Genomic DNA, 23,913 nt, shown 5'->3' with positions numbered 1-23,913 from the left:
CCTTATTAAGATATTGAAGCGAGACCTAAAGTCTTCTCAATAATAATCATTAAGATAATTGTCAGTAGCATTAACAGAACAGATAATGCCGAAACTGTTGGATCATAGTTATATTCGATATAACCCATTAAGTTCGTAGGTAAGGCTGTAAAGCCCGGGCCCGTTAAAAATTGTGACACCGGTATGTTGTTGAATGAATTAATAAAGGCCAACATAAAAGCAGCGTAAATACCTGAAGTAATATTAGGTAAAACGATCTTAAAGAAGGCTTCCAAACGTGTACAACCTAAAGTCCAACTTGCTTCTTCAAGGGACATATCTAATTGCTCTAAACTTGAACCCACGACGCGAATAATGTAAGGCAAGCTAATTAAGAAATGTCCTAAAAGCAAACCAATGAAAATTGGAATTTGCATCCGAATCACAATAAACTGAAACAAAGCAAAACCAACAACCACCCCAGGAATAATCGTCGGGGACAGGAAGAAACTCTTCAACCGTGTACGACCGGGAAATTCATAACGCGACAAGGCATAAGCAGCGGGGACACCAATAATTAAGGCTAAGAGCGTCGCCAGAAATGAAATACGCAAGCTCAACCAAAAGCTCGTTAGAAAGCCACCCGTTGTAAAGACATTCGCATACCAATCTAAGGTAAAACCTTCAATCGGGAATTGAATCGTTGGCTTCTCACCAAAAGAGGTCACAATGATAATGAATAAGGGAATAAATAGAAATAGAAAAACAGGAATGACAAAGAGTTTCAAGCCAAATTGTTTACGCATTAAGATCGCCTCCTCTACGGTCAACCATATTCGCAATGGCATTAAAGACATTCATGACAAGGATCGTTGTGACAATCATAATCAAAGCAATCACGCCAGCACTTTGCCAATTACCTAAAGACATTGCTTGTTGATAGAGGAAAGTTGACATCATCATATTCTGATTCCCACCTAATAATTGTGGTGTCGTATAAGCAGTGAATGTACCGGTAAAGACTAAGATACTCCCCACAATGACACCAGGAATACTTAAGGGCCAGATTATTTTAACGAAGGCAACAAGCGGATTCGCTCCCAGTGTCTCAGCTGCTTCAATCATTTCAGTATCAATGTTCTCTAAAATTCCCACTAAAGTCGTAATCATTAATGGCAAGAAAAGATAGATTGAACCAATCACAATCGCAAACTCTGTGTACAATAACTTCAATGGTTGCGAGATCAGCCCAGTATTCAGTAAGAATTGATTCACAATCCCATTTGTACCTAAAATATTAATCCAAGCAAAACTTCTCACAACAGAATTCGTTAATAATGGAAAGAGAACGAAGCCCATCAAGAGCGAACGCCACTTCTTGCCTGTGCGAGAGATGTAATAAGCCGTTGGCAAACCTAAGATAATTGTGAATAAGGTGACGATTAAAGACAGCTTAACGGTCCGCCATAGAATACTCAAATTGAAACTACTTGAGAAAAATGACGCATAGGATTCAAAGGTAAAAGCGCCATCATAAAATGTCGGCCAAATAATGGATAACAAAGGCATGACTAGAAAGACAACTAACAATATGAATCCCGGTGTAATCACAATGTACGGGATGTGTTTAGAAGACAAAAATAATTCCTCCTTAAAAAGTAAAATACTCTACTGAAAGAGTATAACTTCTAGGGAGAATATGACAATAGATGACGAATAATCAAAAGAGCTAAAATGATGAATGTTCGTGTTTTAGATAAAGAGTAAGCCAGAGAGAATTTACTTTTATCAAATGTTAGTTTCATATTGACAGCCATCGGATTGGATGGGCTTAGTTGTCTTGGAATCTTAGAGAAAACTAAGACCTCATTCCACTTGCTATATCAGTGAATGTTCATGTATTATATAACTAACATATGATTTATTTTTCATATGAAGCGTAATCATTACACTTAACGTAAAGGAGTTGGCAGTGATGAATCAAATAAAAGAACATAATCACGAGGCTCACACTGAGCATGAACATCAACATCATGGTAAATTACCGGTTGTCTTGTATTTTATCGGGTTAATTGCTTTCTTTGTGGGGCTCTATTTCGAATTTACAAATAATAACTTACTTGCTACTAGCGCTTTCTTGGCATCAATCGTAACGGCAGGTTACCATGTCATTATGGAAGGTGTTGGCGACACCATCTCTAATACTTTGAAGTTGAAACGCTTCATGCCTAACATTCATTTCTTGATGGCGCTCGCTACTTTGGGTGCTGTTCTCATTGGCAATAGTGAAGAGGGTGCCTTATTAATTGTCATCTTTGCCGGAGCACATTTCTTAGAAAGTTATGTCGATGGGAAAAGTAAGAAGGAAATTACGAATTTACTTGAGATGAACCCCACTGAGGCACGGTTAGTGCTTGAAAATGGTGAGACACACTTAGTTTCCGTTGAAGAGGTCAAAGTGGGCGATACATTACAAGTATTAAATGGCGATCAAATTCCGACCGACGGTATTATTCTTCAAGGAACGAGTTCAGTGGATGAATCATCGATTAACGGTGAGAGTATTCCTAAAGAAAAAACGGTCGGTGATGAAGTATTTGCGAGTACGATGAATGAATCGGGTAGTTTTACAATGCAAGTGACAAAAGATAGCTCTGAGACGGTTTTTGCTAAAATTCTGGAGATGGTGAATGAATCGCAAAGTAGTCTCACGAAGACAGCGACCTTGATTCAACGTCTGGAGCCTAAATACGTTTCATTTGTTTTATTCTTATTCCCCTTTGTCATCTTGTCAGGGCCCTTCGTCTTTGATTGGACTTGGGAGATGAGTTGGTACCGTGGGATGGTGTATCTCATTGCGGTGTCACCTTGTGCACTCGCCGCCAGTGCGATTCCAACGACGTTAGCTACGATATCGAATCTGTCTAGAAAAGGTGTTCTAGTTAAAGGTGGGGAATATTTATCCAAGTTAGCGGATCTTAAGGCTGTTTCCTTTGATAAGACAGGGACATTAACTCACGGGAAACCGGAAGTGACCGACTTTGAATATGACGAGGAGCTTGATGAAGCAGAATTAATTGATGTTGTTGTATCGATGGAGAAGCAATCGAATCATCCATTAGCGTCAGCGATTATTAAGCATTTCCCAGGATCGGGCACTTTGTCTTTAGAGGTAGAGAACATTGTAGGACAAGGCTTGTCGGCAACTTACAACAATCAGCATTATCGGATTGGTAAACCAACTTCCTTTGATAAGGTTAGCCCAGAGTATAATCAACTCAAAGAACGATTAGCTCAAGAAGGAAAGACAGTGGTGTATATCGGGCGCGAAGATTGGGTGATTGGACTGATTGCCTTGATGGATGTACCTAATGAAGCTGCGCAAAGTGCGGTGGCGTACTTTAAAGAGGCGGGCATTCATACGACAATGATCACTGGAGACGCTCAGCTAACGGGCGAGGCGATTGGTCGAAAAGTTGGCGTTGATGAGGTTCAAGCGAATGTGATGCCAGAAGATAAAGCTTCGATTGTCAAAGACCAACAAGAGCGGTACGGTCTCACAGCGATGTTGGGCGATGGCGTCAATGATGCGCCGGCCTTGGTTACCGCTGATGTTGGGATTGCGATGGGTGAGGGAACCGATGTCGCGATGGACGTTGCGGATCTGGTTCTGATGCAAAATGACTTAAGTAAACTTGCCTACGCGCATCGATTGACGAAAAAGATGAATAAGATTACATGGCAAAACATTATCTTCTCGATGATTGTAGTGGTCACCTTAGTAACGTTGAACTTCTTAGGTAAGATGGATATTGGCCTAGGCGTGGTGATGCATGAAGGAAGTACGATTCTCGTGATCTTGAATGCCTTACGAATGTTGAAGAGTTTTTAAATATTTTTGTATGAAGGATCTACTAATTTATTTTGGTAGTTCTTTTTTTGGAGCTGTTGAGTATAATAGAGAGTAAAGGAGATCTGGCGATGATTCGTGGGCAGGTATTTGGCTTGGTGGGATACCACCAGGCCGGTATTTGTTTCGTATTTGTCTTCGTGCATCATTACGAAGCCAAATCCAATCCTTCACTCATTTTCTCTTCAATAATCAATCAGGGTTAATCATTTAGCAAAATCTATAATGCTTTCAAACTATAATAAAAAACTAACGATAAAAATTGCTTACGGGATGCCAATTGTATTGAATCCACAGTTTGCGATTCCATGGTTAATTACACCACCTGTTCTGGCAACAATCGCTTACTTCGCAACATCATGGGGTTGGGTACCGCCCGTATTGTTAGCAGTTCCTCGGATTACCCCACCAGGATTATATGCATATCTAGCGACGGGTGGTAGCATTGAAGCGGCCTTACTATCTCTCTTTAACATAGTGGTTGCCTCCTTTATCTACGTACCATTTGTCTTGGCGGCCAATAGAGTTCGAATCGAAGAAGACACTGAGTCTGATACGGTGAATTAAGATGAATGCAAAGTGGCAATTACTGCTTGTTGCATTAGGATTTGTCCTGATCTCATTGAGTCCGACGGTACCTAATATGTATGCAAGTACTGTCAGTGGCTTAGCCTTCATTGGTTTGGGGTGGTACTTGATACGGAAGGATAGTCGGAAAAGACGTTAGAAGTTAGTTTTAGTTGAAATTTGATAGAGTTCTTCCTGTTGAGATTCGACGGGGGTAGTTTTTTGGGCTATAAAACTATCACCAAATTCCAAAACGACCTTCATACATTCCTCGCTTTCATATAGAATGATAAGTACAATGATGCAAATTAACATTATAATAGTAAGGATAAGGTGAGTGGATACTAAGATAATTAATGTGGTAGGAGCTATTCTAATAAAAGAAGGAAAGATATTATGCGCTCAACGGGGAGGAGAGAGATCCTTACCTTATTTATGGGAATTTCCTGTCGGAAAGATTGAGCAAGGTGAGACGCCTCAAGAAGCACTTCATAGAGAATTGATTGAAGAATTAAAAATCGAAGTAGTAGTGAGTGACGAGATCTTTGATGTAGCAAGTTATACCTATGATTTTGGACTGTTAACTTAACAACATTTATCTGTCATTTGGAACTTGGTGAACTAGTATTGACTGAACATGTTGCTATTAAATGGCTCGCCTCTAAAGAGATTAAAGCATTAAATTGGGCACCAGCAGATATACCAGCTGTTGAAAAACTAAGCCAACTTGATCTAAGTTTAGGTATTCAAGATGGACCTATTAGAACAATCACTTAGAAAAGCTTTATCAATCGAAAAGAAATTGGCTCGCAATATGATCCAAAGTTAATTATTAATCAACTTGAGAAAAAAGAATTTTTGTTGAATTATTTACAGGATGAGACTGAGAAATGTGTATCATTCATTTTCTCAATCTCAGTGATTGTAATGTTCGTCATATTAAATATTATTGGTGCGCTCGACTTGCCAATGGGCGTTGTGTTCCATGAAGGGTCAACCTTCTTAGTTATTTTAAACGGCTTACGATTATTGTCGGAGAGGGATGCGAAGAATTAGTAGAGATAGAAAACCACAGCTGATAAACTGTGGTTTTTCTATAGGTACTTATGGTTAACTTACCTTGTAAAATAAAATAAAACGAATTAATGCCAATAATAAGAATATTTTTCTCAAAATACCTGTAAATTAATATCAAAGTACCTTTTGGTGCAGTAACTAATTAGATGTATAATAAAGACAGATGAAATGAACGGAATCATAAACTACTACATTTTAGAAAGGATACCATATTGAAACATAATTATTATACAACGAACAAAAAATTTACCGATATTGAAAATACTGTCCTGAAGTACATCGACAATAATCAGACTATGTTAAAAGATTTGACGATTCAAAAGTTATCGGACGAAACGTTTACTTCTAAGTCGACAATTTTTCGATTAGCTAAGAAGCTTGGATTCGATGGATTTACAGATATGATTTATCACTTGAGTCGTCAGCAAGTTAAGACGGTGGACGGCGAAGTGGATACTTATATTGGTGACTTATCAACGAGTATTCAGAAGATATTTATACAAAATGAAAAAAATTTACTAGATTTTGTCGAGCGGACAAAAAAAGATGACCGTTCACTTTACATTATTGGAACAGGATATTCAGGGATTATCGGAGAGTATTTATATAAGAAAATACTTGGGCAAGGCGAGCTGGTTTATTACTCTAATGGAGCGGATACAAATGCTTTATTTCTCAATAATTTACATCGTATTTCAGATATTATATGTGTTTCAAAAAGTGGCGAAACAGATCTCGTGAATACTAAAGCTGAGATTGCGAAAGAGAAAGGTATAGGTGTTATTTCATTTACCCACTCCAGTGATAATTCACTCGCAAATCTATCAGATATTGCTTTTACGATTGATGACAATCAGTTTTTGGATCGAAATAATATTAACTCCACCCAATTTTATTCGATGTTATTACTCTATTTAGAGTATCTTATTGAAAAGTCTTTCTAAATTATAGAAAAACTTTTCTTTTTTTTGGAAAAAATTCCTAAGAAGCCCTTTCCTATGTTAATGAAAGCGTTTTGATGGTAGAGTATTTTTACAAACAAAAAGGAGGTTCATGTATGAACAAAGGGCAAAGTATAATGGATGTCATGCAACGTTTTTCAAAAGCGATGTTCATTCCCGTCTTGATTCTACCGATAGCTGGTTTGTTGATTGCGATTGGGAATATCTTTACGAATCCAAATTTACTAGAGGTGGTACCATTTCTAGATAATCCATACACCGTCGGATTTGGAACGATTATATCCGGATCATTAGTAACAATTCTACAGAATTTAGGTATCATATTCTGTGTCGGAATTGCGGTTGGTTTAGCTGATAATAAAAAAGGTGAAGCTGGTTTCACTGCAATGTTAGCATTTTTAGTTTTCATTAACGCTATGAACAAATTTATGGAACTTAACGGAACATTAGCTGATCCAGAAGCTTTAAGAGGAACTGGACAGAGTGTCGTTCTAGGGGTTCAAGTTTTAGACATGGGTGTATTCGCTGGGATCCTACTTGGTGTCATCATCGCATATGTATTCAACAAGTATGCAGATATTGAATTCAATAATGCTTTTAATATTTATGGTGGAACACGTTTTGCATTTATAGTCTTAATTCCCGTTGTAGTTATTTTTGCGATTGTGATGACTTACATCTGGCCGTTCTTCCAAAGTGGTATCAATTCACTTGGTGGGTGGATTCAACATGCTGGTAACTTTGGACTGTTCGTATATGGTGCTCTTGAAAGATTACTTATCCCAACAGGCTTACACCACTTAGTTTATACACCATTCTTATATTCATCACTTGGTGGGACTGAAGTAATTGGGGAAGCTGTATTCGAGGGTTCTCGTAATATTTATTATGCTGAGATGGTTGAACCGTCAATTCGTCAATTATCTGAAAGTGTTATCTGGGACGCGCGTGGTATTTCGAAGATGTTTGGTCTAATCGGAGCGTGTCTGGCAATGTACGTTACAGCAGATCCAGATAAGAAACAACGTGCGAAAGCTATTCTTATTCCGGCAGCCTTTACTTCATTTATTGCTGGAGTTACTGAACCAATTGAATTTTCATTCATGTTTATCGCACCCATTTTATATGTTGTGCATGCGGCTTTAAGTGGCTTAAGTATGGTTGTATTAAACATATTCAATGTCCGTTCAATTGGTCCTAATGGTTTTATTGATTTCTTATTAATGAACGTACCTTTAGGAATTGAAAAAACGGGCTGGCCAATGTATATCTTGGTTGGACTTGTGTTCTTTGTCATCTACTTTGTTGTCTTTAGACTCTTAATTAAAATTATGGACTTGAAGACAATCGGACGTGAGACTGAGGGAGCAGAGACAAGATTATATTCAAAAAAAGATTATTTAGATAAGCAAACGAACCTTAGCCATGAAGATGATGTAGATGTCGCTACTCAAGAACGTGGAAGCATCGGAGTTACTGTTGTTGAGTTGTTAGGTGGAAAAGATAATATCGAATCAGTCACGAATTGTTATTCAAGACTTCGAACGGTATTAAAAGATCCTGAACTTGTTGATGAAGCTGGGTTGAAAAATGAAACTCAAGCGAGTGGAGTTGTTGTCAAAGGGAACAATGTTCAAGTAGTATACGGAGTTCAAGTTGGATCAATTAGAAAGTCAGTTGATGAAGTATTAGGCTTCAGTTCAAAAGATTAGTCATTAGGAAAGGACGTCATTAAATTATGAAGAAATTCTCAGTTGTTATTGCAGGAGGCGGAAGTACATTTACGCCAGGTATTGTTAAAATGTTACTTGAAAATATCGACCGCTTCCCCTTAGAAAGATTGTATCTATATGATAATGATGAAGCGCGTCAAGCGATTTTAGGTGAAGCGATTGATATTATGTTAAAAGAAGAAGCACCAGATATTGATTTCGCTTATACGACAGATCCAGAGAAAGCTTTCACCGGTATGGATTTCTGTATGGCACACATACGAGTAGGGAAATATGCAATGCGTGAACAAGATGAAAAAATACCGTTAAAGCATGACTTAATCGGGCAAGAAACATGTGGACCGGGTGGAATGGCTTACGGTATGCGAAGTATTGGTGGCATGATTGAATTAATCGATCTAATGGAAGAATATGCACCAGATTGCTGGATGTTAAACTACTCCAACCCAGCATCAATCGTAGCAGAAGCGTGCCGCGTCTTAAAGCCGGAATCTAAAGTCTTAAATATTTGTGATATGCCAGTTGGTACGTTACGCCGTATGTCTCAAATCTTAGGCATGACACCAGACGAATTAGAAGTGGATTACTTTGGTTTAAACCACTTTGGTTGGTGGACATCAATCCGTGGAAAAGATGGAACGGATTACACAGAACAAGTTAAAGCGTATGTAAAAGAGAATGGATACTTGAACCAAGTAGAGATTGATACGCAACATACTGACCCAAGCTGGCAAGAGACACATAAAAAAGCACGTGATTTATTCGCTGTTGAGCCTCGCTTCTTGCCAAATACATACTTACAATATTACCTGTTCCCAGATGAAATGGTTGAACATTCTAATCCAGAATTCACCCGTGCAAACGAAGTAATGGCTGGACGTGAAAAAGATGTATTTGATACAGCAAAAGGGATTATTGCTGCCGGAACAGCTAAAGAAAATGGCTTCCATATTGATAGTCACGCATCTTTTATTGTGGATTTAGCGCGAGCGATCGCATTCAATACTCATGAGCGAATGCTTATGATTGTTGAAAATAATGGGGCGATTGCCAACTTCCCAGATGATGTCATGGTTGAAGTTCCATGTATTATTGGTTCAAAAGGACCAGAGCCATTAGCTCAAGGAAAGATTCCAATGTTCGAACAAGCGCTAATGTTCCAACAGGCTTCATCGGAAAAACTATTAGTTGAAGGGTTTATTGAAGGAAGTTATCAAAAAGTGTGGCAAGCTTATACATTATCTAGAACGATACCAAGTGCAACAAAAGCACGTGAAGTATTAGATGATTTAATTGTTGCCAATGGTGATTTCTGGCCAGAATTAAACTAAGGTGGTCTTTATGGAAATAACAATTATTGGATTAGGCAAGATGGGGTTATCGCTTGCTAAACAATTGAATAAGCAAGGTCAGACAATTAACGGATTCGATGTGAATCCGTTAATTTCTGACATTTATTCTGATGAACGTCTAAACTACTTAAGTAGTATCAATGACTTAAAATCAGTTCAAGATACGAAAAATTTAGTATTTCTACTTCTACCAGCAGGTGGACCAACGAAAGCAACGATTTATGAACTGTCGAGTCTTCTGAAAAAAGATGATGCGATTATTGATTTTTCGAATTCATTCTATAAAGATTCGATTGATAATTTTGAAGCACTGCGTGATTTAGGGATTAAGTACTATGATTGTGGGCTATCGGGTGGTGTTGAAGGGGCACTGAATGGGGCTTGTATGATGTTAGGTGGCCAAGCTGAGACGGACCAAGCATTACTTGATTTATTAGCCTCACTTTGCGTACCAGGCGGCTTTGAATTTTACCCCCAACCAGGAAGTGGGCATTACTTAAAGATGGTTCATAACGGGATTGAATATGGCATGATGCAAGCGATCGCTGAAGGCTTAGAACTATTACATAGTCAGAGTCACTATGACTTTGATTTAAGTCGTGTCACCAATAATTGGCGTTATGGATCAATTATTGAGTCAGCTTTAATGGATAATATTCATGAAGAGTTAACTAGAGATGAAGACTTAGCCCAATTTAATCAGAAAGTTCATGCATCTGGTGAAGCAAAATGGATGGTAAGTGAAGCCCTACAGGAGGAAGTTCCTACCCCTGTCATTTCTTTATCATTAATGAAGCGTAACGCGTCCTTGAAAGAGGTGCCCTTCTCAAATCAAGTGCTATCTGCCATGAGATTCAACTTTGGTGGGCATAAGGAATATTGAGTAAATTCATTGCGAGTATCGATGTAGGAACTACGAATATCAAGATTAATTTATTTAATGCTACATATGAAGTCATCGATACAGTTATAGCGCCTCACTTAACTATCTACAAAACGGACTCACTATTTGAGATGGATTTGGAAGAAATTTGGGGAAATATTAGAGCTGGCTTGAAAGATTTGATATCAAGAAATGCCATTAGCAACTTGGAAATCATTCTGACAACTGCAATGCATAGTGTTCAATTAATCAATCAAGATGATACCCTCTTTGGAGCTTTGGTAACTTGGGCTGATACTCGCGGGGCTGAGATGATTAAACAGTTGAGTCCTGAAATATTAGTAGAACAATATTACCGGACTGGAACGCCGAATCATAGCATGAATCCGTATTATAAATTATTGAGTATATATCAAAAAGACAAGCGGGTTGGATCATTAAAAGATATATTATTCCACCGATTGACAGGGGAATGGGTACTTGATGTAAGTAATGCCTCCAGCAGTGGATTGTTGAATTTGACGGAGTTGACTTGGGATGATAGGTCGTTAAGTGAGATTGGCCTGGGTATTAATCATCTTCCACGAATTGAAGCGGTCGATTATAATCGACCAGCTTTACCTTTACTTTTTGATGCGGAGGTGACGGTCACGATTGGAACGTCTGATGGCATCTCATCGAATTACGTATTTAGTGACTTGGATGAACTGGCCGTATTATCGATTGGCACTAGCCATGCTGTGCGTGTCATTCATTCAGAGGCCCAATTAAACGATCAATACCAAAACTTTGCCTATAATATTAAGGAAAATAAATATTTACTTGGTTTACCTAGTAACAATGGAGCAGATGTTCTATCTTGGACCAATAAAGTCTTCAATAGTAGTTTTGAAGAGTTGGATGCAATTGCAGCCAAACGGCCGCATACAGAAAGTATCTTTGTACCGTATTTAAACGGTGAGCGAGCACCTACTTGGGATGAGGCGGCAACAGGAAACTTACTGGCTTTAACACGAACAAGTTCGAGAGAATCTGTATTATTCTCGGTTATTCTAGGAATGTTGTTTAATATTAAGCACAATGTGAGTATCTTGGAAGAACTTGCTGATTTTAACGCCATTGGTTTAGTGGGAGGAATTACAAAGCTCGAAGCATTCCCACAATTAATTGCCGATATCTTAGGCTATAAATTATACATTCCACTGATAGAAAATGCAGAAACACTGGGAAGTATTGCGGCTGTTAAAGAGATGGAGTTACTCAGAGAATATCGGATTGTTGAACCGCAGTCTGACAAAGACTATGATGCGATGTTTAAGAAATATATGGAAAACGTATTGATTTAGTTGAGAGTTAGATTTAGCTTTGACTATCACATAAAACCCCAGAGACTCAGGTTAATTTCGGGGGTTTTTTATGAAACGATTACTTTTGAACCCGTTATTTACAGAGAGGATATCATCTCAGGATATAGGAACCCACTCTACACGTTTGAGGTATGGACTGGGACTATGAATTCGGGTAATCAATCCATGTTAATGAAGGATCGGCCAACTCAAACGGCTATTTTACCTTAAGCAATCCAAATTTGAAAGTCATACTAGGTAATATTGTGAGGTCAATGTCTTTAATGAGAATGGGAATCTTATGTATCAAGATGTACTAGACGTTTATGAATATCGGCTAAAAGCGCTTGCGCATAAGTCAGGCTTCTTAACGCTAGAGCGTTATTTTCTCAATCAAGACTATATAGAAGGTTATACATATCCATATGTAACGGTTACGATCATTGCTACTGTAGGTTTGGGTAATGGTTACTGGGAGACAATTCAAGCTGATGGGGATGGTTATTTTTATTTAACGGTTCGGGGATATGATAATCACTATCAAACTTACGATGCTGTTGAACATCCAGAAATGAGAGAAGTTATTTTCGTTACGCCATACCCATGGACTGGATGGGAGCATAAGAATGCTGAGTGGTGATGAAATATATATTTTTAGAGGAACATCTACGAGTTGAGATAGCTTGTAGGTGTTTTTGTTTTGGAAATTCTAGATTAATATTCAAGTATATAGTTTTATCACAACTTTGTTGGGATGCGTGAGTCGATATTCAACTAAGCGGAGCGTGGCAGCTCTTCGCGATAGACTGAATCCACTAAACCAGAGCGTGGTGACACCTTACGACGCACCGTTTTTATTGATTCGGAGCTTGGCATCACCTCTCACAACGCTCCCATCTACCACTTTAAATCTTAACCAAATAACATTATTAGCGTTATCTATTACGACTAATGAGTAATGATACAGATATGGTATAATAAAGTATCAAGTATGGGGGAATGAGAATATGAAACGGGAAAGAGGTACATCATTAAATACTGAATTAATGCAAAAGCAACGTCAACAAATGAGTTTTGACCAGTTACAAGCGTTAAGAATCCTTCAAACAGCTCGTGAAGATTTAAGTCAATTATTGATGGATATATCACAAGAGAATCCCTTCATGGTTGTTGAAGATACACGAGATATGTTAGAGATTAATTCGTTAGGATTCGATAATATTCTGATTGAAGATGGTGTTAGTCAGTATGATTCATATGGTAACATGGTTAACTCATCAGATAGGCAAGATAATCACCAAGCAATGATAAATCAACTAGAGGATCAGAGACAACAATCCTTTCGAACTAATTTAATAGACCAAATCATGTGTTATCGCAAGACCCGTTTGCGAGATCTGATGATTAGGCTAGTGGATGAATTCGATGAACATGGCTTTCTTAGCAAGTCAGACGAAGCGTTACAATTGATTCTAGAGTGTGATACGATTGAGTTACTCGATGCGATCACTTTACTTCAACAATTAGAACCCGTTGGTGTTGGTGCGCGTGATTTGAGGGAATTATGGATGCTTCAAACTGAACACGACCCATCAGCTCCAGAGATAGCTTACGTTGTTTTAGAAATATACTTTAATGAGTTAGTCAATCGTGAATACCAAACGATATCTAATCATTTAAATGTTTCTATTGAGGATATATTAGAGACAGTCGCTTATTATCAAACCTTAGCGATAACGCCTGCGGTTTACTTTTATAGTGAGGAAACACAATATATTGAACCAGATGTATTTATTCAACAGAAAGAAGAGGGATACGAAGTATCTTATAATTTTCAAAACTTACCGAAATTAAGTTTTAATGATACATATTATCAAGAAATGAAAGCCATTGATGATACTGATTTGAAAGAATTTATCAAGGACAAGCGACAGCAAGTGAGAGCTGTCTCGTATAGTTTGAAACGTAGAGAAGTGACACTCGTTCAAGTTACACAAGCAATTATTGAAGCACAAGCGCTTTTTTTCAATTCAAAAGGGCATCAAGTGTCTCCATTAACGATTAAACAAATAGCTGAAAGATGTGACCTTAGTCCTTCCACAGTAAGTCGTACTATTCAAGGTAAGTATTTTTATACTGATTTTGGTACATTTGAATTGCGAAAACTCTTTACAACATCATCAGTTCAGTCAGAATCAGGTGAAGAGTTAAGTCAACAATTTATATTAAAAGAAATTCAAAAGTTAATTAATCAAGAAGACAAGCAACATCCCTTATCAGATCAGAAACTAGCGGATATTCTTCATGAGAGAGGTTACGCGATCTCACGTCGTACGGTTAATAAATATCGCAAGGAATTAGGCATCTTATCCACAACAAAAAGAAGGATTAAGTAATGGAAAAGAGTTATGAATATTTTTTATAATTTAAAGAAAGCGCTTCACTTACTTATGAGAGCAAGTTATAATATAACTGAGGGGTGATGAACGTTGAACGAATTATTGTGGAAAGAGTTTGTCATTAAAAAAGTAATTAATCCTGATGCATTACCGGATAAAATAGCTAATTCATGGGAAGTATGTCGCAAAAAGGATTTAAATCCGTTTCAAATGGTTAGTAATACAGTATTACGTTATGACCAATTATCAATGAAACAGAAGCGTCATAAACTATTAATTGATTTAGTTGAAGAAGAGATTATCAAGATATCTAAAATTTTAAATCAAAGTGAATCATTGTTTATCTTAACCGATGCAGAAGGCTATATTATTTGGAGGCAAGGGAACGCTAGAGCGATTGATCAAGCAAATAATATTGGCTTCTTTGAGGGGAGTCGGTGGAACGAGCTCGATGTGGGAACAAATGCGATATCACTCGCTATATCAAAAAGGATGAGTCAAAAGGTATCTCGTTTTGAGCACTATGCAGTTGCATCGCATGAATGGAGTTGTTTTGCATGTCCCATATTTGATGGGGATCATCTAGTAGGCATATTAGATATTTCCACCTATAAGAATAATCATATTGAACACCAAAGTGTTACACAGTTAATTGCTGAGCGAGTCATGAACCGTTTATTCCAACGTCGAATCAAGCAGCAGCAAGCTTTAATGACTTATGTAGTAGGTACTGATAATCATAGCGTGCTTTGCAATGAGCACAAGCAAGTGGTTTACTTTCCTACTGAAATGGAAAGGTATAAGCAACTATCTCTAGGTATTGATATTGAAGCTTTTTGTCATCAATATGACGGTCTGTATAATGTTGAGTCCCTTTTGTATGATCAGGAGCTGATTGGTTATAAGTATCAATTCTATACCAATAATCATACAGAAAGAAAATATTATCCAGGTGTACTATCAGAGAATAAGGCTTATCAGAATTTTTTAGAGAAAGTTTATAAGGCGGCTGAGGGTACTGTACCCGTTCATATACGAGGTGAATCAGGTTCTGGTAAGGAGATTATTGCCAAAACGATTCACTATAATAGTCCATATAAGGATGGACCATTAATTAGTCTAAATTGTGGTTCAATTAGTGAAAACTTACTAGAAAGTGAGTTGTTTGGGTATGCGGCTGGGGCATTTACCGGAGCGAGCAAGGAAGGCTATAGCGGTAAGATGCAACAAGCAGAAGGAGGCACACTCTTCTTAGACGAAGTGGACAGTATGTCTTTAAAAATGCAAGCCGCATTACTACGTGCGATTGAAGAAAAACAGGTGACACCGATTGGTAGCAATAAATCTTACACGGTTGATTTTCGAATTGTGACAGTAACTAATCAGGATTTGAAAACTGCCGTTTGTGAAGGTCGCTTTAGAGAAGATTTATACTACCGACTCTATGTCATTCCACTTCAAATACCACCTTTACGTCAACGAACAGAAGATTTACTTCCATTAATTGAATCATTCTGCCAGAAGAAAAAGTGGCAAATTACGTGGAAGAGAGAATTATTCGACATAACGAAACACTATCCTTGGTATGGGAATATTCGAGAGTTTAACAATTTTCTTGAACGGTTGTATATGTTCTATCCTATCGAACAACCTAGCTTGCCTGTCATCAAAGAGTTAATTGAAATGACCACCTTTAGTGCTCCACAAGCACCAAGTAACCTTAGGGTGAAAATAGAACAAGAAAAAAATATACAACCTAAAAATGAAGCAGAAAAAATTCTTCAAACACTTGAAGAATATAATTATCATAAGAGTCACGCTGCGAAAGCTTTGAATATGTCACGAACTACCCTCTATCGCAAGATTAAGAAATACCAATTAGATGTAATATAGATAAACTGTTTCACCTTGTTCCACATAGGACACAGGATACACCAATTGAAACAAATTGTTGCACCTTGTTACATAAAGTATTTTATTCAATGAGTCAACGTAGTTTATATCGCCTTTTCAAAAGTTGGCACGGAAATTGCTATATATTAAGTAGAGAGGAAACATCATTAAAGGAGCGATGATAAAGCAAAAATTATACGCAATAATACATTAACGGAAAGGAGTCTGGACTGAATGAATGAATTTACTAATAATGTAATTCAAGCATTTAGCGATGCGCAGACGCTTGCTAAAGAAAGACAACAGATTCAAGTTGATATCCCTCATCTATGGTCAGTCTGGATGCAACCTAAACATTTTGTGTTTGATTTCTATGAATCACTAGAGATTGATATTAATGAGATGGTACAACTCATTAATCAGGAATTGGATAAGTTACCTGTGAGTCGAGGGAGTGATAGTCAATTCGCTCAGCAGCAGACGCCGAGGTACGATCGTTTAATTGAAAGTGCAAAAGAAGAAGCGAAAGAATTGCGCGATGAAATCTGTAGTTCTGAGCATTTTATTCTGGCACTGATGAATCAAAACTATAATCCAATCACAGCATTCTTATTAAAAAATGATATAGATCGTGATCTTATATTAGAAAAACTGAATCGGGTTCGTAAGGGGAAACGAGCAACTTCTGAGAACCAAGAGATGGTATATCACGCATTGGATCAGTATTCAACAAACTTAAATGAACGGTACCAACAAGGTAAGCTTGATAAGATTATTGGACGGGAGCAAGAAATTGAAGAAATTATTCGTGTCTTGTCAAGAAAAGCAAAGAATAATGCTATTTTAATCGGGCTGCCTGGTGTAGGTAAGACAGCGATTGTCGAAGGATTGGTACAAAAGATTGAACAAGGACTCGTTCCTGATAACTTGAAGGATAAAGTCGTTTATAACTTAGACATGAGCTCACTTGTTGCAGGTGCTAAATATCGAGGTGAATTTGAAGAACGGTTAAAAGCTGTTCTAAATGATGTGCGAGATTCAAATGATAAAATTATTTTGTTCATTGATGAAATTCATACGATTGTAGGGGCAGGTAAGACCGAAGGTTCGATGGATGCAGGAAATATTCTCAAGCCAATGTTAGCTCGGGGTGAGCTTCGCTGTATAGGAGCAACAACTCAAGATGAATATCGGGAGAATATTGAAAAAGACAAAGCCTTAGAACGGCGTTTCCAACGAATTCATGTCTCAGAGCCACCTGTTGATGAAGCGATTGATATATTATCAGGCGTGAAGGACAGTTATGAAGTATATCATGGAGTTGAGATTACTGAAGATGCCATCATAGCCGCTGTGAATCTCTCGAATCGTTACATGACCGATCGATTCCTGCCGGATAAGGCCATTGACTTGATGGACGAGGCAAGTGCTGTTCGACATATTCAGATAAAGAGTATGCCGGCACAAATCCAAACATTAAAAGATGAGATCACTCAAGTCAAGATTGAAAAACTAAAACAAGAACAGGGCTTTACAGAAAACGTTGAAGAAGACTTAAGTCGTAACTTAGATCAATTAAACGCTCGGTTAGATCAGAAAATAAAGCATTGGGAAGTTGAACAAAAGATCATTGAACAGTTACAAGAATTGAATGAAGATAAAATCTATCAATTAAAATTAGCTAAAGAAGCTCAGCTAAAAGGTGAATTAGACGAGTACGTACAGATTACTCAACTACTTCTTCCTAATATTAATAGAAAGATAGAAGCCTTAGAAGAACAACGACTAGCAAATATCGATGAATTATATCTCATTCGACATACAGTGGAAGAGTCAGATATTGCAGAAATTGTTGAGAAACTAACAGGGATTAAAGTCCAAGGGGTTATGGAAAATGAACGACAACGGCTATTGCAATTAGATCAAATTATTAAGCAACGTGTTGTTGGCCAAGATCAAGCTGTAGACAAGGTGGCTCAAGCTATCATCCGGTCTAGAGCGGGCGTTCAAGATCCAAACCATCCAATCGGCTCATTCTTATTCTTAGGTCCTACCGGCGTAGGAAAGACTCAACTTGCTAAATCACTGGCAGATGTCTTGTTCGGTAGTGAGCTAGAGATGGTTCGCTTGGATATGTCAGAATTTATGGAGAAGCATGCTGTAGCCAAATTAGTGGGACCACCTCCAGGTTATATAGGCTATGAAGAAGGGGGACAGCTAACAGAAGCAGTAAGGCACCGACTCTATTCCGTAGTCTTATTCGATGAAATAGAAAAAGCTCATCCAGATGTGTTCAATATTCTCTTACAAGTTCTAGATGAAGGGCGATTAACGGATTCACAGGGGAGAACGATTGACTTTAAAAATACAATCCTAATTATGACGAGTAATATCGGATCACTGAAGTTGCTCGAAGGGTTAGAGCGAGATAAGGAAATATCCGAAAAAGTTCAAAATGAAGTCAAAGATGAACTGAAACATCATTTCCGACCCGAGTTTCTAAATCGAATTGATAATATATTATTATTTAATCCACTGACCTTGGATGATATGTACAGCATAGTTGACTTAATGATTGCTGATTTAGCTCAGCGTTTACATCGTTATCGGATTGATTTAGTTGTATCTGAAGAAGTGAAAGGCTGGATTGCAGAAAATGGTTATGATCCAACACTTGGTGCGAGGCCTCTTCAACGATTTATCGTTGATCAATTGGAAACGCCTCTAGCCAGGGAATTAATAAAACAAGATATTATCTCAGATACTTGGGCATTCGTAAAGCTTAATAACGGTCAATTAAGGTTTAGTTATTTGGAGAAAGAAAATGAATAATTTTGAAAGCGTTTTAAAAAAGGAGGCAAAGTAATTTGAAGCATTATGATGTATTGGTCATTGGTGCGGGTCCAGGTGGTTATGTTGCAGCGGAAGAAGCAGCTCGTTTGGGTAAGAGTGTCGCGGTAATTGAGCGCCAAGCTATTGGAGGAACATGCTTGAATGTTGGCTGTATCCCGAGTAAAGCTTATTTAGAGCATGCTCACTGGATTGATTCCATAAGTAAAGCACAACAAAATGGTATGCAGGTGGAGTTGAGTGGCGTGGACTTTACTCAACTATACGAGCGAAAAAATAAAGTCATCGCAAGTTTACAAAAAGGGATTCACTCTACATTTAAATCATTAAATATTGATTTTATTGAAGGGGAGGCAATTTATACCTCAAATAATACATTTGAAGTCAATGGCGAAAAAATCACTTATGAAGATGTGTTGTTAGCAACAGGAAGTCAACCATTTATACCACCGATACCTGGGTTAAGTTCACAACCGTATCTAACGACAGATACCTTCTTCTCAATGGAAGTATTACCAGAGAAGTTAGTGATTATTGGCGGTGGCGTCATTGCAGTTGAATTGGCCTTTGCAATGGAAGCACTGGGTGTTGAGGTGACCATGCTTGAAGTTGCCAAAGACATTCTACTCACAGAAGACAAAGATGCAAGAAAAATCATTAAGCAGAAGTTAAAGAACCGGATGACAGTCGAAACGGAAGTGGTTATTAAAAACGTTACAAATAACACCGTTGAACTGGAAGGTGATAAGCAATATACCTATGATCGATTACTCATCGCAACCGGGCGTAAACCGAATATAGACTTAGCTCAAGCGATGAATCTTGAATTTGATGAGCAAGGTAAGTTTATAGCAGTGGATGAATATTATCAAACATCGAAACCTCATGTCTACGCTGTTGGTGACGTGATTGGTGGCTATACACTAGCTCATTCAGCCAGTACAGAAGGAATTAAAGCTGTTCGGGCGATGAATAAGATGAAAGAACGTCCGCTCCTCAATTGTCACGTTCCTAGATCACTCTTTACACATCCTGAAGTGGCGACCTTCGGTCTTTCTGAAGAAGAAGCTAAAGTGCAAGGTTATGACGTTGTAATATCTCAATTGCCATTCGGCTTTAATGGTCGTGCAATTGCAGTCGATCAGACAGAGGGTTTTATTAAGTTAATAGTCGAACGTAAATTTGGCGAGATTCTTGGAGCAATTATTTGTGGTCCAGAGGCGACAGAAATATTACACCAAGTACTCACACTAGTAGAAGCAGAAGGTACGATCTATGAACTAGCCTCAACGGTTTACTCACATCCAACAGTTTCTGAACTTGTTCAAGATGTTGCTAAAGCGATTGTAAGAGAAATATAAGGAGGAAGAAATAATGGTTAAAGAAAAATCAATTCCACAATTAGAAGGGCGTAGCGAAACGGCATTAAAAGATTTGGTACAACTAGAGATTCGGACATCAACCAAAGCTGCCGCGGAGGCTGTGACTGCAGATAAAGCGAAAGACATGTATCAGACAATGGAAAATATCCGGAATTTTGAAGACAATGTGAGACGTTTCTTCGCACAAGGGCTAATTCCAGGATTTGTGCACTTATATGCTGGGGAGGAAGCTGTTGCGACGGGTATTTGCGCTCACTTGACAGATGATGATTATATTACTTCTACTCACCGTGGTCATGGTCATTGTATTGCTAAAGGCGGCGAACTCAACGGTATGATGGCAGAAATCTTTGGTAAAGAGACTGGTTTAGGTAAAGGTAAAGGAGGATCAATGCACATTGCCGATGTGGATAAAGGGATTCTAGGTGCTAACGGAATGGTTGGTGCAGGATTCGGTCTGGCAACTGGTGCAGGAATGAAAATCAAATATAAAAAAGAAGACAATGTGGCAGTTTGTTTCTTTGGAGATGGGGCTTCAAACGAAGGGTTATTCCACGAGTGTTTAAACATGGCTTCAATCTGGAATTTACCTATTATCTTTGTTTGTGAGAATAACTTCTTTGCTGAGTCAACACCACAGTGGTATGCATCGGCATCGGATACGATAGCTGAAAGAGCAGCAGCTTATGATATGCCAGGTGTTCGTGTAGATGGTAAGGACTTAATGGCTGTATATGAAGTAGCAGGAGAATATATTGAACGCGCTCGTAAAGGAGAAGGTCCTGCTCTAATTGAATGTGTTACATTCCGTAATTATGGTCACTTTGAAGGTGATGAACAAAATTATAAAAACAAAGAAGATGGCTTTGAAAAACGATTAGCGGACACGGATCCTCTGGATATATTTAGAGATTATGCAGTGGAACATGGACTGCTCACACTGGAAGAACTAGATGACATTCGGTCGCAATCTGAAGCGGACATCGCAGATGCTATTAAGTTTGCAGAGGAGAGTCCACAACCAAGACCTGAATCTTTATATGAAGATGTTTTTGCTGAGTAACCTAAACACAGAAAGGAGACAATACAATGACCAGACAAATTAACTTTATGAATGCAATTAACGAGGCTTTAGACCAAGCAATGGAAAAAGATGAGAATGTTATTCTATTAGGAGAAGATATTCACGGAGGAACCGCAATCCCTCACTTGGAAGAGCAGAATGAAGATGCTTGGGGAGGGGTATTTGGAGTTACGAAAGGTTTAGGACCAAAATATGGCTTAGATCGAGTGATTGATACCCCGCTATCCGAGATGGGATATATGGGTGCAGCTGTTGGAATGGCAGCAACTGGTTTAAGACCTGTTCCAGAATTAATGTTTAATGATTTTATTGGTTTTTCTTTTGACTCATTATTAGGACAAGCTTCAAAAATGCGTTATATGTTTGGAGGCAAAGCAACTGTTCCAATGACTGTTCGGACAAACCATGGTGCCGGAGCTTCAGCCGCAGCACAACACTCTGGGTCTTATTATGGAATGATAGGATCGATTCCAGGTATCAAGTGTGTGGTCCCAGCGACAGCCTATGATGCGAAAGGCTTACTCTTAGCTTCGATTGAAGATAACAATACAGTCGTATTCTTTGAAGATAAAACTCAATATGGACTCAAAGGAGAAGTGCCAGAAGAATATTATACTGTTGAGATTGGAAAAGCAAATGTCGTTCGTGAAGGTGAAGACTTAACGATTGTAACCATTGGAAAGATGTTATATGTGGCTTTAAATGTGGCTGAGACTCTCGAAAAAGATGGAGTATCTGTTGAAGTTATTGATTTACGGACAGTAGCACCTTGGGATCAAGAAACGGTCATTGAATCTGTTAAGAAAACAAATCGTTTAATTGTTATTGATGAAGCAAACCCTCATAACAATACAGCTACAGATATTGCATCGGTTGTAGGACAGAAAGCTTTTGATTATCTTGATGGCCCTATCAAAACCATCTGTGCACCAAATACACCTACACCGTTCGCAACAAATCTAGAAGCACTTTATCTACCAGATGCGGAAAAAGTATTAACAGAAGCAGCTGAATTAATCGATGATCTCAAAGCAAGAGCATAAGGGGGGAGTATAAATGGCAAAAAATATTGTAATGCCTACCTTGGGCTTAACGATGACAGAAGGGACCATTGAAACACTGTATTTCAATGAAGGAGATGCAATAAACACAGGAGATGTGATTGCAGAGATAAGTTCTGAAAAATTATCAAGTCCTGTAGAATCACCCGTCAGTGGTACTATATTGAAAATCAATGTACAAGAAGGGGATGTTCTACCCATTAAAGAAGTTATAGCTATTGTAGGTGAAGAAGGTGAAGAAGTAGCATCAGACGAACAGGATAAGGATGTTCCAGATGTTCCAGAAGAAGCATCTGAAGAAGTTTCAAGTGCTTCAACGAAAGAAGAGACGAGCAGTAAACCACGTAATCAAGGAAGCGATGGTGAGCGAATCTTTGCAACACCTCTTGCTCGTAAGATGGCTGAAGAGAAGGGGATTGATCTCTCGGATGTTAACGGAACGGGTGGCAATCATCGTATTACGCGTCTAGATATTGATAGATATGTACCAAGTGAAAAAGTCGTATCAAGTGTTCAAAGTAAGGATACCGCTACATGGGGTATTGGCTTAAGTGGGATGCGTAAGACGATTGCACAACGAATGATGGAAAGTGTTCAAACAACAGCTCAAGTAACAAACCACAGAAAAGTCGATATAACCAACTTAATGGCTTTCCGCAAAGAGATAAAAGAAAAAGTCTCTCGTCCACTAAATAAAGGTGAATTATCGATTAATACTTTAGTGACAAGAGCGGTGATATTAGCCTTACAAGAAAACAGAGAATTGAATGCTTGGTATCATAATGGAATCCATGAAGTACAAGAAGCTATTCATATTGGTATGGCAACAGACATCGAAGAAGGCCTTGTTGTTCCAGTCATTCGAGAGGCAGATCAAATGACTTTATCTCAACTTGGTTCTACCATCGCAAGCGTTGCTTCACAAGCTCGAAATGGTAGCTTACCAGGAGACTTATATTCAGGATCAACATTCACTATTACGAATCTAGGTAGTGCTAATATTGAGTACTTTACTCCAATCATTAATCTGCCAGAAGTAGCAATACTCGGAGTAGGTACTTTAAGCGATGAACTTGCGTTAGACACTGAAGGAACCGTCACCGTTCATCAAAAATTACCATTAAGCTTAACCTATGATCATCAAATTATTGATGGCGCACCAGCCTCTCGTTTCTTAGAGACAGTATCTGAATACCTTAATGACCCATACAGATTGATGTTATAAAAATAAAAGAGAATAAGCGTAAAGAAAGCAACAGAACTAGCCCAATTTTGTTAGTTCTGTTGCTTTTTGATTGAATGAGGATTGTGAGGTATCCATGGATTTTAATAGTTTTCTCAATGCTTGATAGGGTTTCGATATTGAAGAGGTTTGAGTAATTAGGTACGAAATGACTTACTACTTTAGACAGTTTGGTCCGTGGCGGCGCTTTAC

17 protein-coding genes and 2 pseudogenes are annotated in these 23,913 nt (G+C 38.2%); 16 read left to right on the top strand and 3 right to left on the bottom strand.

Annotation, left to right across the window (positions count from 1 at the left end):
• Positions 1–5: 5 nt before the first annotated feature.
• Together ACEN33_RS02735 and ACEN33_RS02730 are read right to left on the bottom strand one after the other, a co-directional pair.
• On the bottom strand, positions 6–785 hold the full coding sequence (locus ACEN33_RS02735) for an ABC transporter permease (protein ID WP_407089805.1): 780 nt from the start codon (positions 783–785) through the stop codon (positions 6–8).
• Positions 778–1,617, bottom strand: a complete 840-nt coding sequence (locus ACEN33_RS02730; protein ID WP_407089806.1) for an ABC transporter permease — start codon at positions 1,615–1,617, stop codon at positions 778–780. The genes ACEN33_RS02735 and ACEN33_RS02730 overlap by 8 nt, the downstream gene beginning before the upstream one ends.
• A gap of 337 nt (positions 1,618–1,954) precedes the next feature.
• Here ACEN33_RS02730 and ACEN33_RS02725 point away from each other — a divergent pair, with 337 nt between their 5' ends.
• Positions 1,955–3,871: a heavy metal translocating P-type ATPase gene (locus tag ACEN33_RS02725; protein WP_407089807.1), complete on the top strand. Its 1,917-nt coding sequence runs from the start codon at positions 1,955–1,957 to the stop codon at positions 3,869–3,871.
• Positions 3,872–3,898: 27 nt separating this feature from the next.
• On the opposite strand, the gene ACEN33_RS02720 is transcribed toward ACEN33_RS02725, so the two are convergent.
• A complete protein-coding gene (locus ACEN33_RS02720) occupies positions 3,899–4,063 on the bottom strand; it encodes a hypothetical protein (RefSeq protein WP_407089808.1) in 165 nt (54 codons plus the stop codon).
• Positions 4,064–4,150: 87 nt separating this feature from the next.
• Between ACEN33_RS02720 and ACEN33_RS02715 the strand changes: the two are divergent.
• The 15 genes and pseudogenes from ACEN33_RS02715 to ACEN33_RS02645 all read left to right on the top strand — a co-directional run.
• Positions 4,151–4,456: pseudogene (locus tag ACEN33_RS02715) on the top strand (PTS sugar transporter subunit IIC); the annotation flags it as partial.
• Positions 4,457–4,793: 337 nt separating this feature from the next.
• A pseudogene (locus ACEN33_RS02710) lies at positions 4,794–5,233 on the top strand ((deoxy)nucleoside triphosphate pyrophosphohydrolase).
• Between the two features lie 512 nt (positions 5,234–5,745).
• On the top strand, positions 5,746–6,477 hold the full coding sequence (locus tag ACEN33_RS02705) for a MurR/RpiR family transcriptional regulator (protein WP_407094505.1): 732 nt from the start codon (positions 5,746–5,748) through the stop codon (positions 6,475–6,477).
• 113 nt (positions 6,478–6,590) lie between these two features.
• Entirely contained in the window at positions 6,591–8,207 is a 1,617-nt protein-coding gene (locus tag ACEN33_RS02700) for a PTS transporter subunit EIIC (protein ID WP_407093532.1), read from the top strand.
• A 26-nt stretch (positions 8,208–8,233) separates the two neighbouring features.
• A complete protein-coding gene (locus ACEN33_RS02695; protein WP_407094504.1) occupies positions 8,234–9,559 on the top strand; it encodes a 6-phospho-alpha-glucosidase in 1,326 nt (441 codons plus the stop codon).
• Positions 9,560–9,569: 10 nt separating this feature from the next.
• Complete coding sequence (locus ACEN33_RS02690) at positions 9,570–10,463, top strand: NADP-dependent phosphogluconate dehydrogenase (RefSeq protein WP_407093531.1); 894 nt, start codon at positions 9,570–9,572, stop codon at positions 10,461–10,463.
• Entirely contained in the window at positions 10,460–11,809 is a 1,350-nt protein-coding gene (locus ACEN33_RS02685; protein ID WP_407094503.1) for an FGGY family carbohydrate kinase, read from the top strand. The genes ACEN33_RS02690 and ACEN33_RS02685 overlap by 4 nt, the downstream gene beginning before the upstream one ends.
• A 301-nt stretch (positions 11,810–12,110) precedes the next feature.
• Positions 12,111–12,449, top strand: a complete 339-nt coding sequence (locus tag ACEN33_RS02680; protein ID WP_407094502.1) for a hypothetical protein — start codon at positions 12,111–12,113, stop codon at positions 12,447–12,449.
• A gap of 367 nt (positions 12,450–12,816) precedes the next feature.
• Entirely contained in the window at positions 12,817–14,205 is a 1,389-nt protein-coding gene (gene rpoN, locus ACEN33_RS02675) for an RNA polymerase factor sigma-54 (RefSeq protein WP_407090749.1), read from the top strand.
• A gap of 93 nt (positions 14,206–14,298) precedes the next feature.
• On the top strand, positions 14,299–16,101 hold the full coding sequence (locus ACEN33_RS02670) for a sigma-54-dependent Fis family transcriptional regulator (protein WP_407090748.1): 1,803 nt from the start codon (positions 14,299–14,301) through the stop codon (positions 16,099–16,101).
• A gap of 234 nt (positions 16,102–16,335) precedes the next feature.
• Positions 16,336–18,933: an ATP-dependent Clp protease ATP-binding subunit gene (locus ACEN33_RS02665; RefSeq protein ID WP_407094500.1), complete on the top strand. Its 2,598-nt coding sequence runs from the start codon at positions 16,336–16,338 to the stop codon at positions 18,931–18,933.
• A 35-nt stretch (positions 18,934–18,968) separates the two neighbouring features.
• Complete coding sequence (lpdA, locus tag ACEN33_RS02660; protein WP_407094499.1) at positions 18,969–20,312, top strand: dihydrolipoyl dehydrogenase; 1,344 nt, start codon at positions 18,969–18,971, stop codon at positions 20,310–20,312.
• A gap of 13 nt (positions 20,313–20,325) precedes the next feature.
• Complete coding sequence (locus ACEN33_RS02655; RefSeq protein ID WP_407094498.1) at positions 20,326–21,396, top strand: thiamine pyrophosphate-dependent dehydrogenase E1 component subunit alpha; 1,071 nt, start codon at positions 20,326–20,328, stop codon at positions 21,394–21,396.
• 26 nt (positions 21,397–21,422) lie between these two features.
• Positions 21,423–22,460, top strand: coding sequence for an alpha-ketoacid dehydrogenase subunit beta (locus ACEN33_RS02650; RefSeq protein WP_407090744.1), 1,038 nt, complete (start codon positions 21,423–21,425; stop codon positions 22,458–22,460).
• A gap of 13 nt (positions 22,461–22,473) precedes the next feature.
• Positions 22,474–23,703, top strand: coding sequence for a dihydrolipoamide acetyltransferase family protein (locus tag ACEN33_RS02645; protein ID WP_407090743.1), 1,230 nt, complete (start codon positions 22,474–22,476; stop codon positions 23,701–23,703).
• Positions 23,704–23,913 lie beyond the last annotated feature (210 nt).

Source organism: Ruoffia sp. FAM 24228 (assembly GCF_045528575.1).
Lineage (GTDB): Bacteria > Bacillota > Bacilli > Lactobacillales > Aerococcaceae > Ruoffia > Ruoffia halotolerans.
The sequence above is the reverse complement of the archived record's forward strand: the minus strand, read 5'-3'. Positions and strand labels throughout refer to the sequence as shown.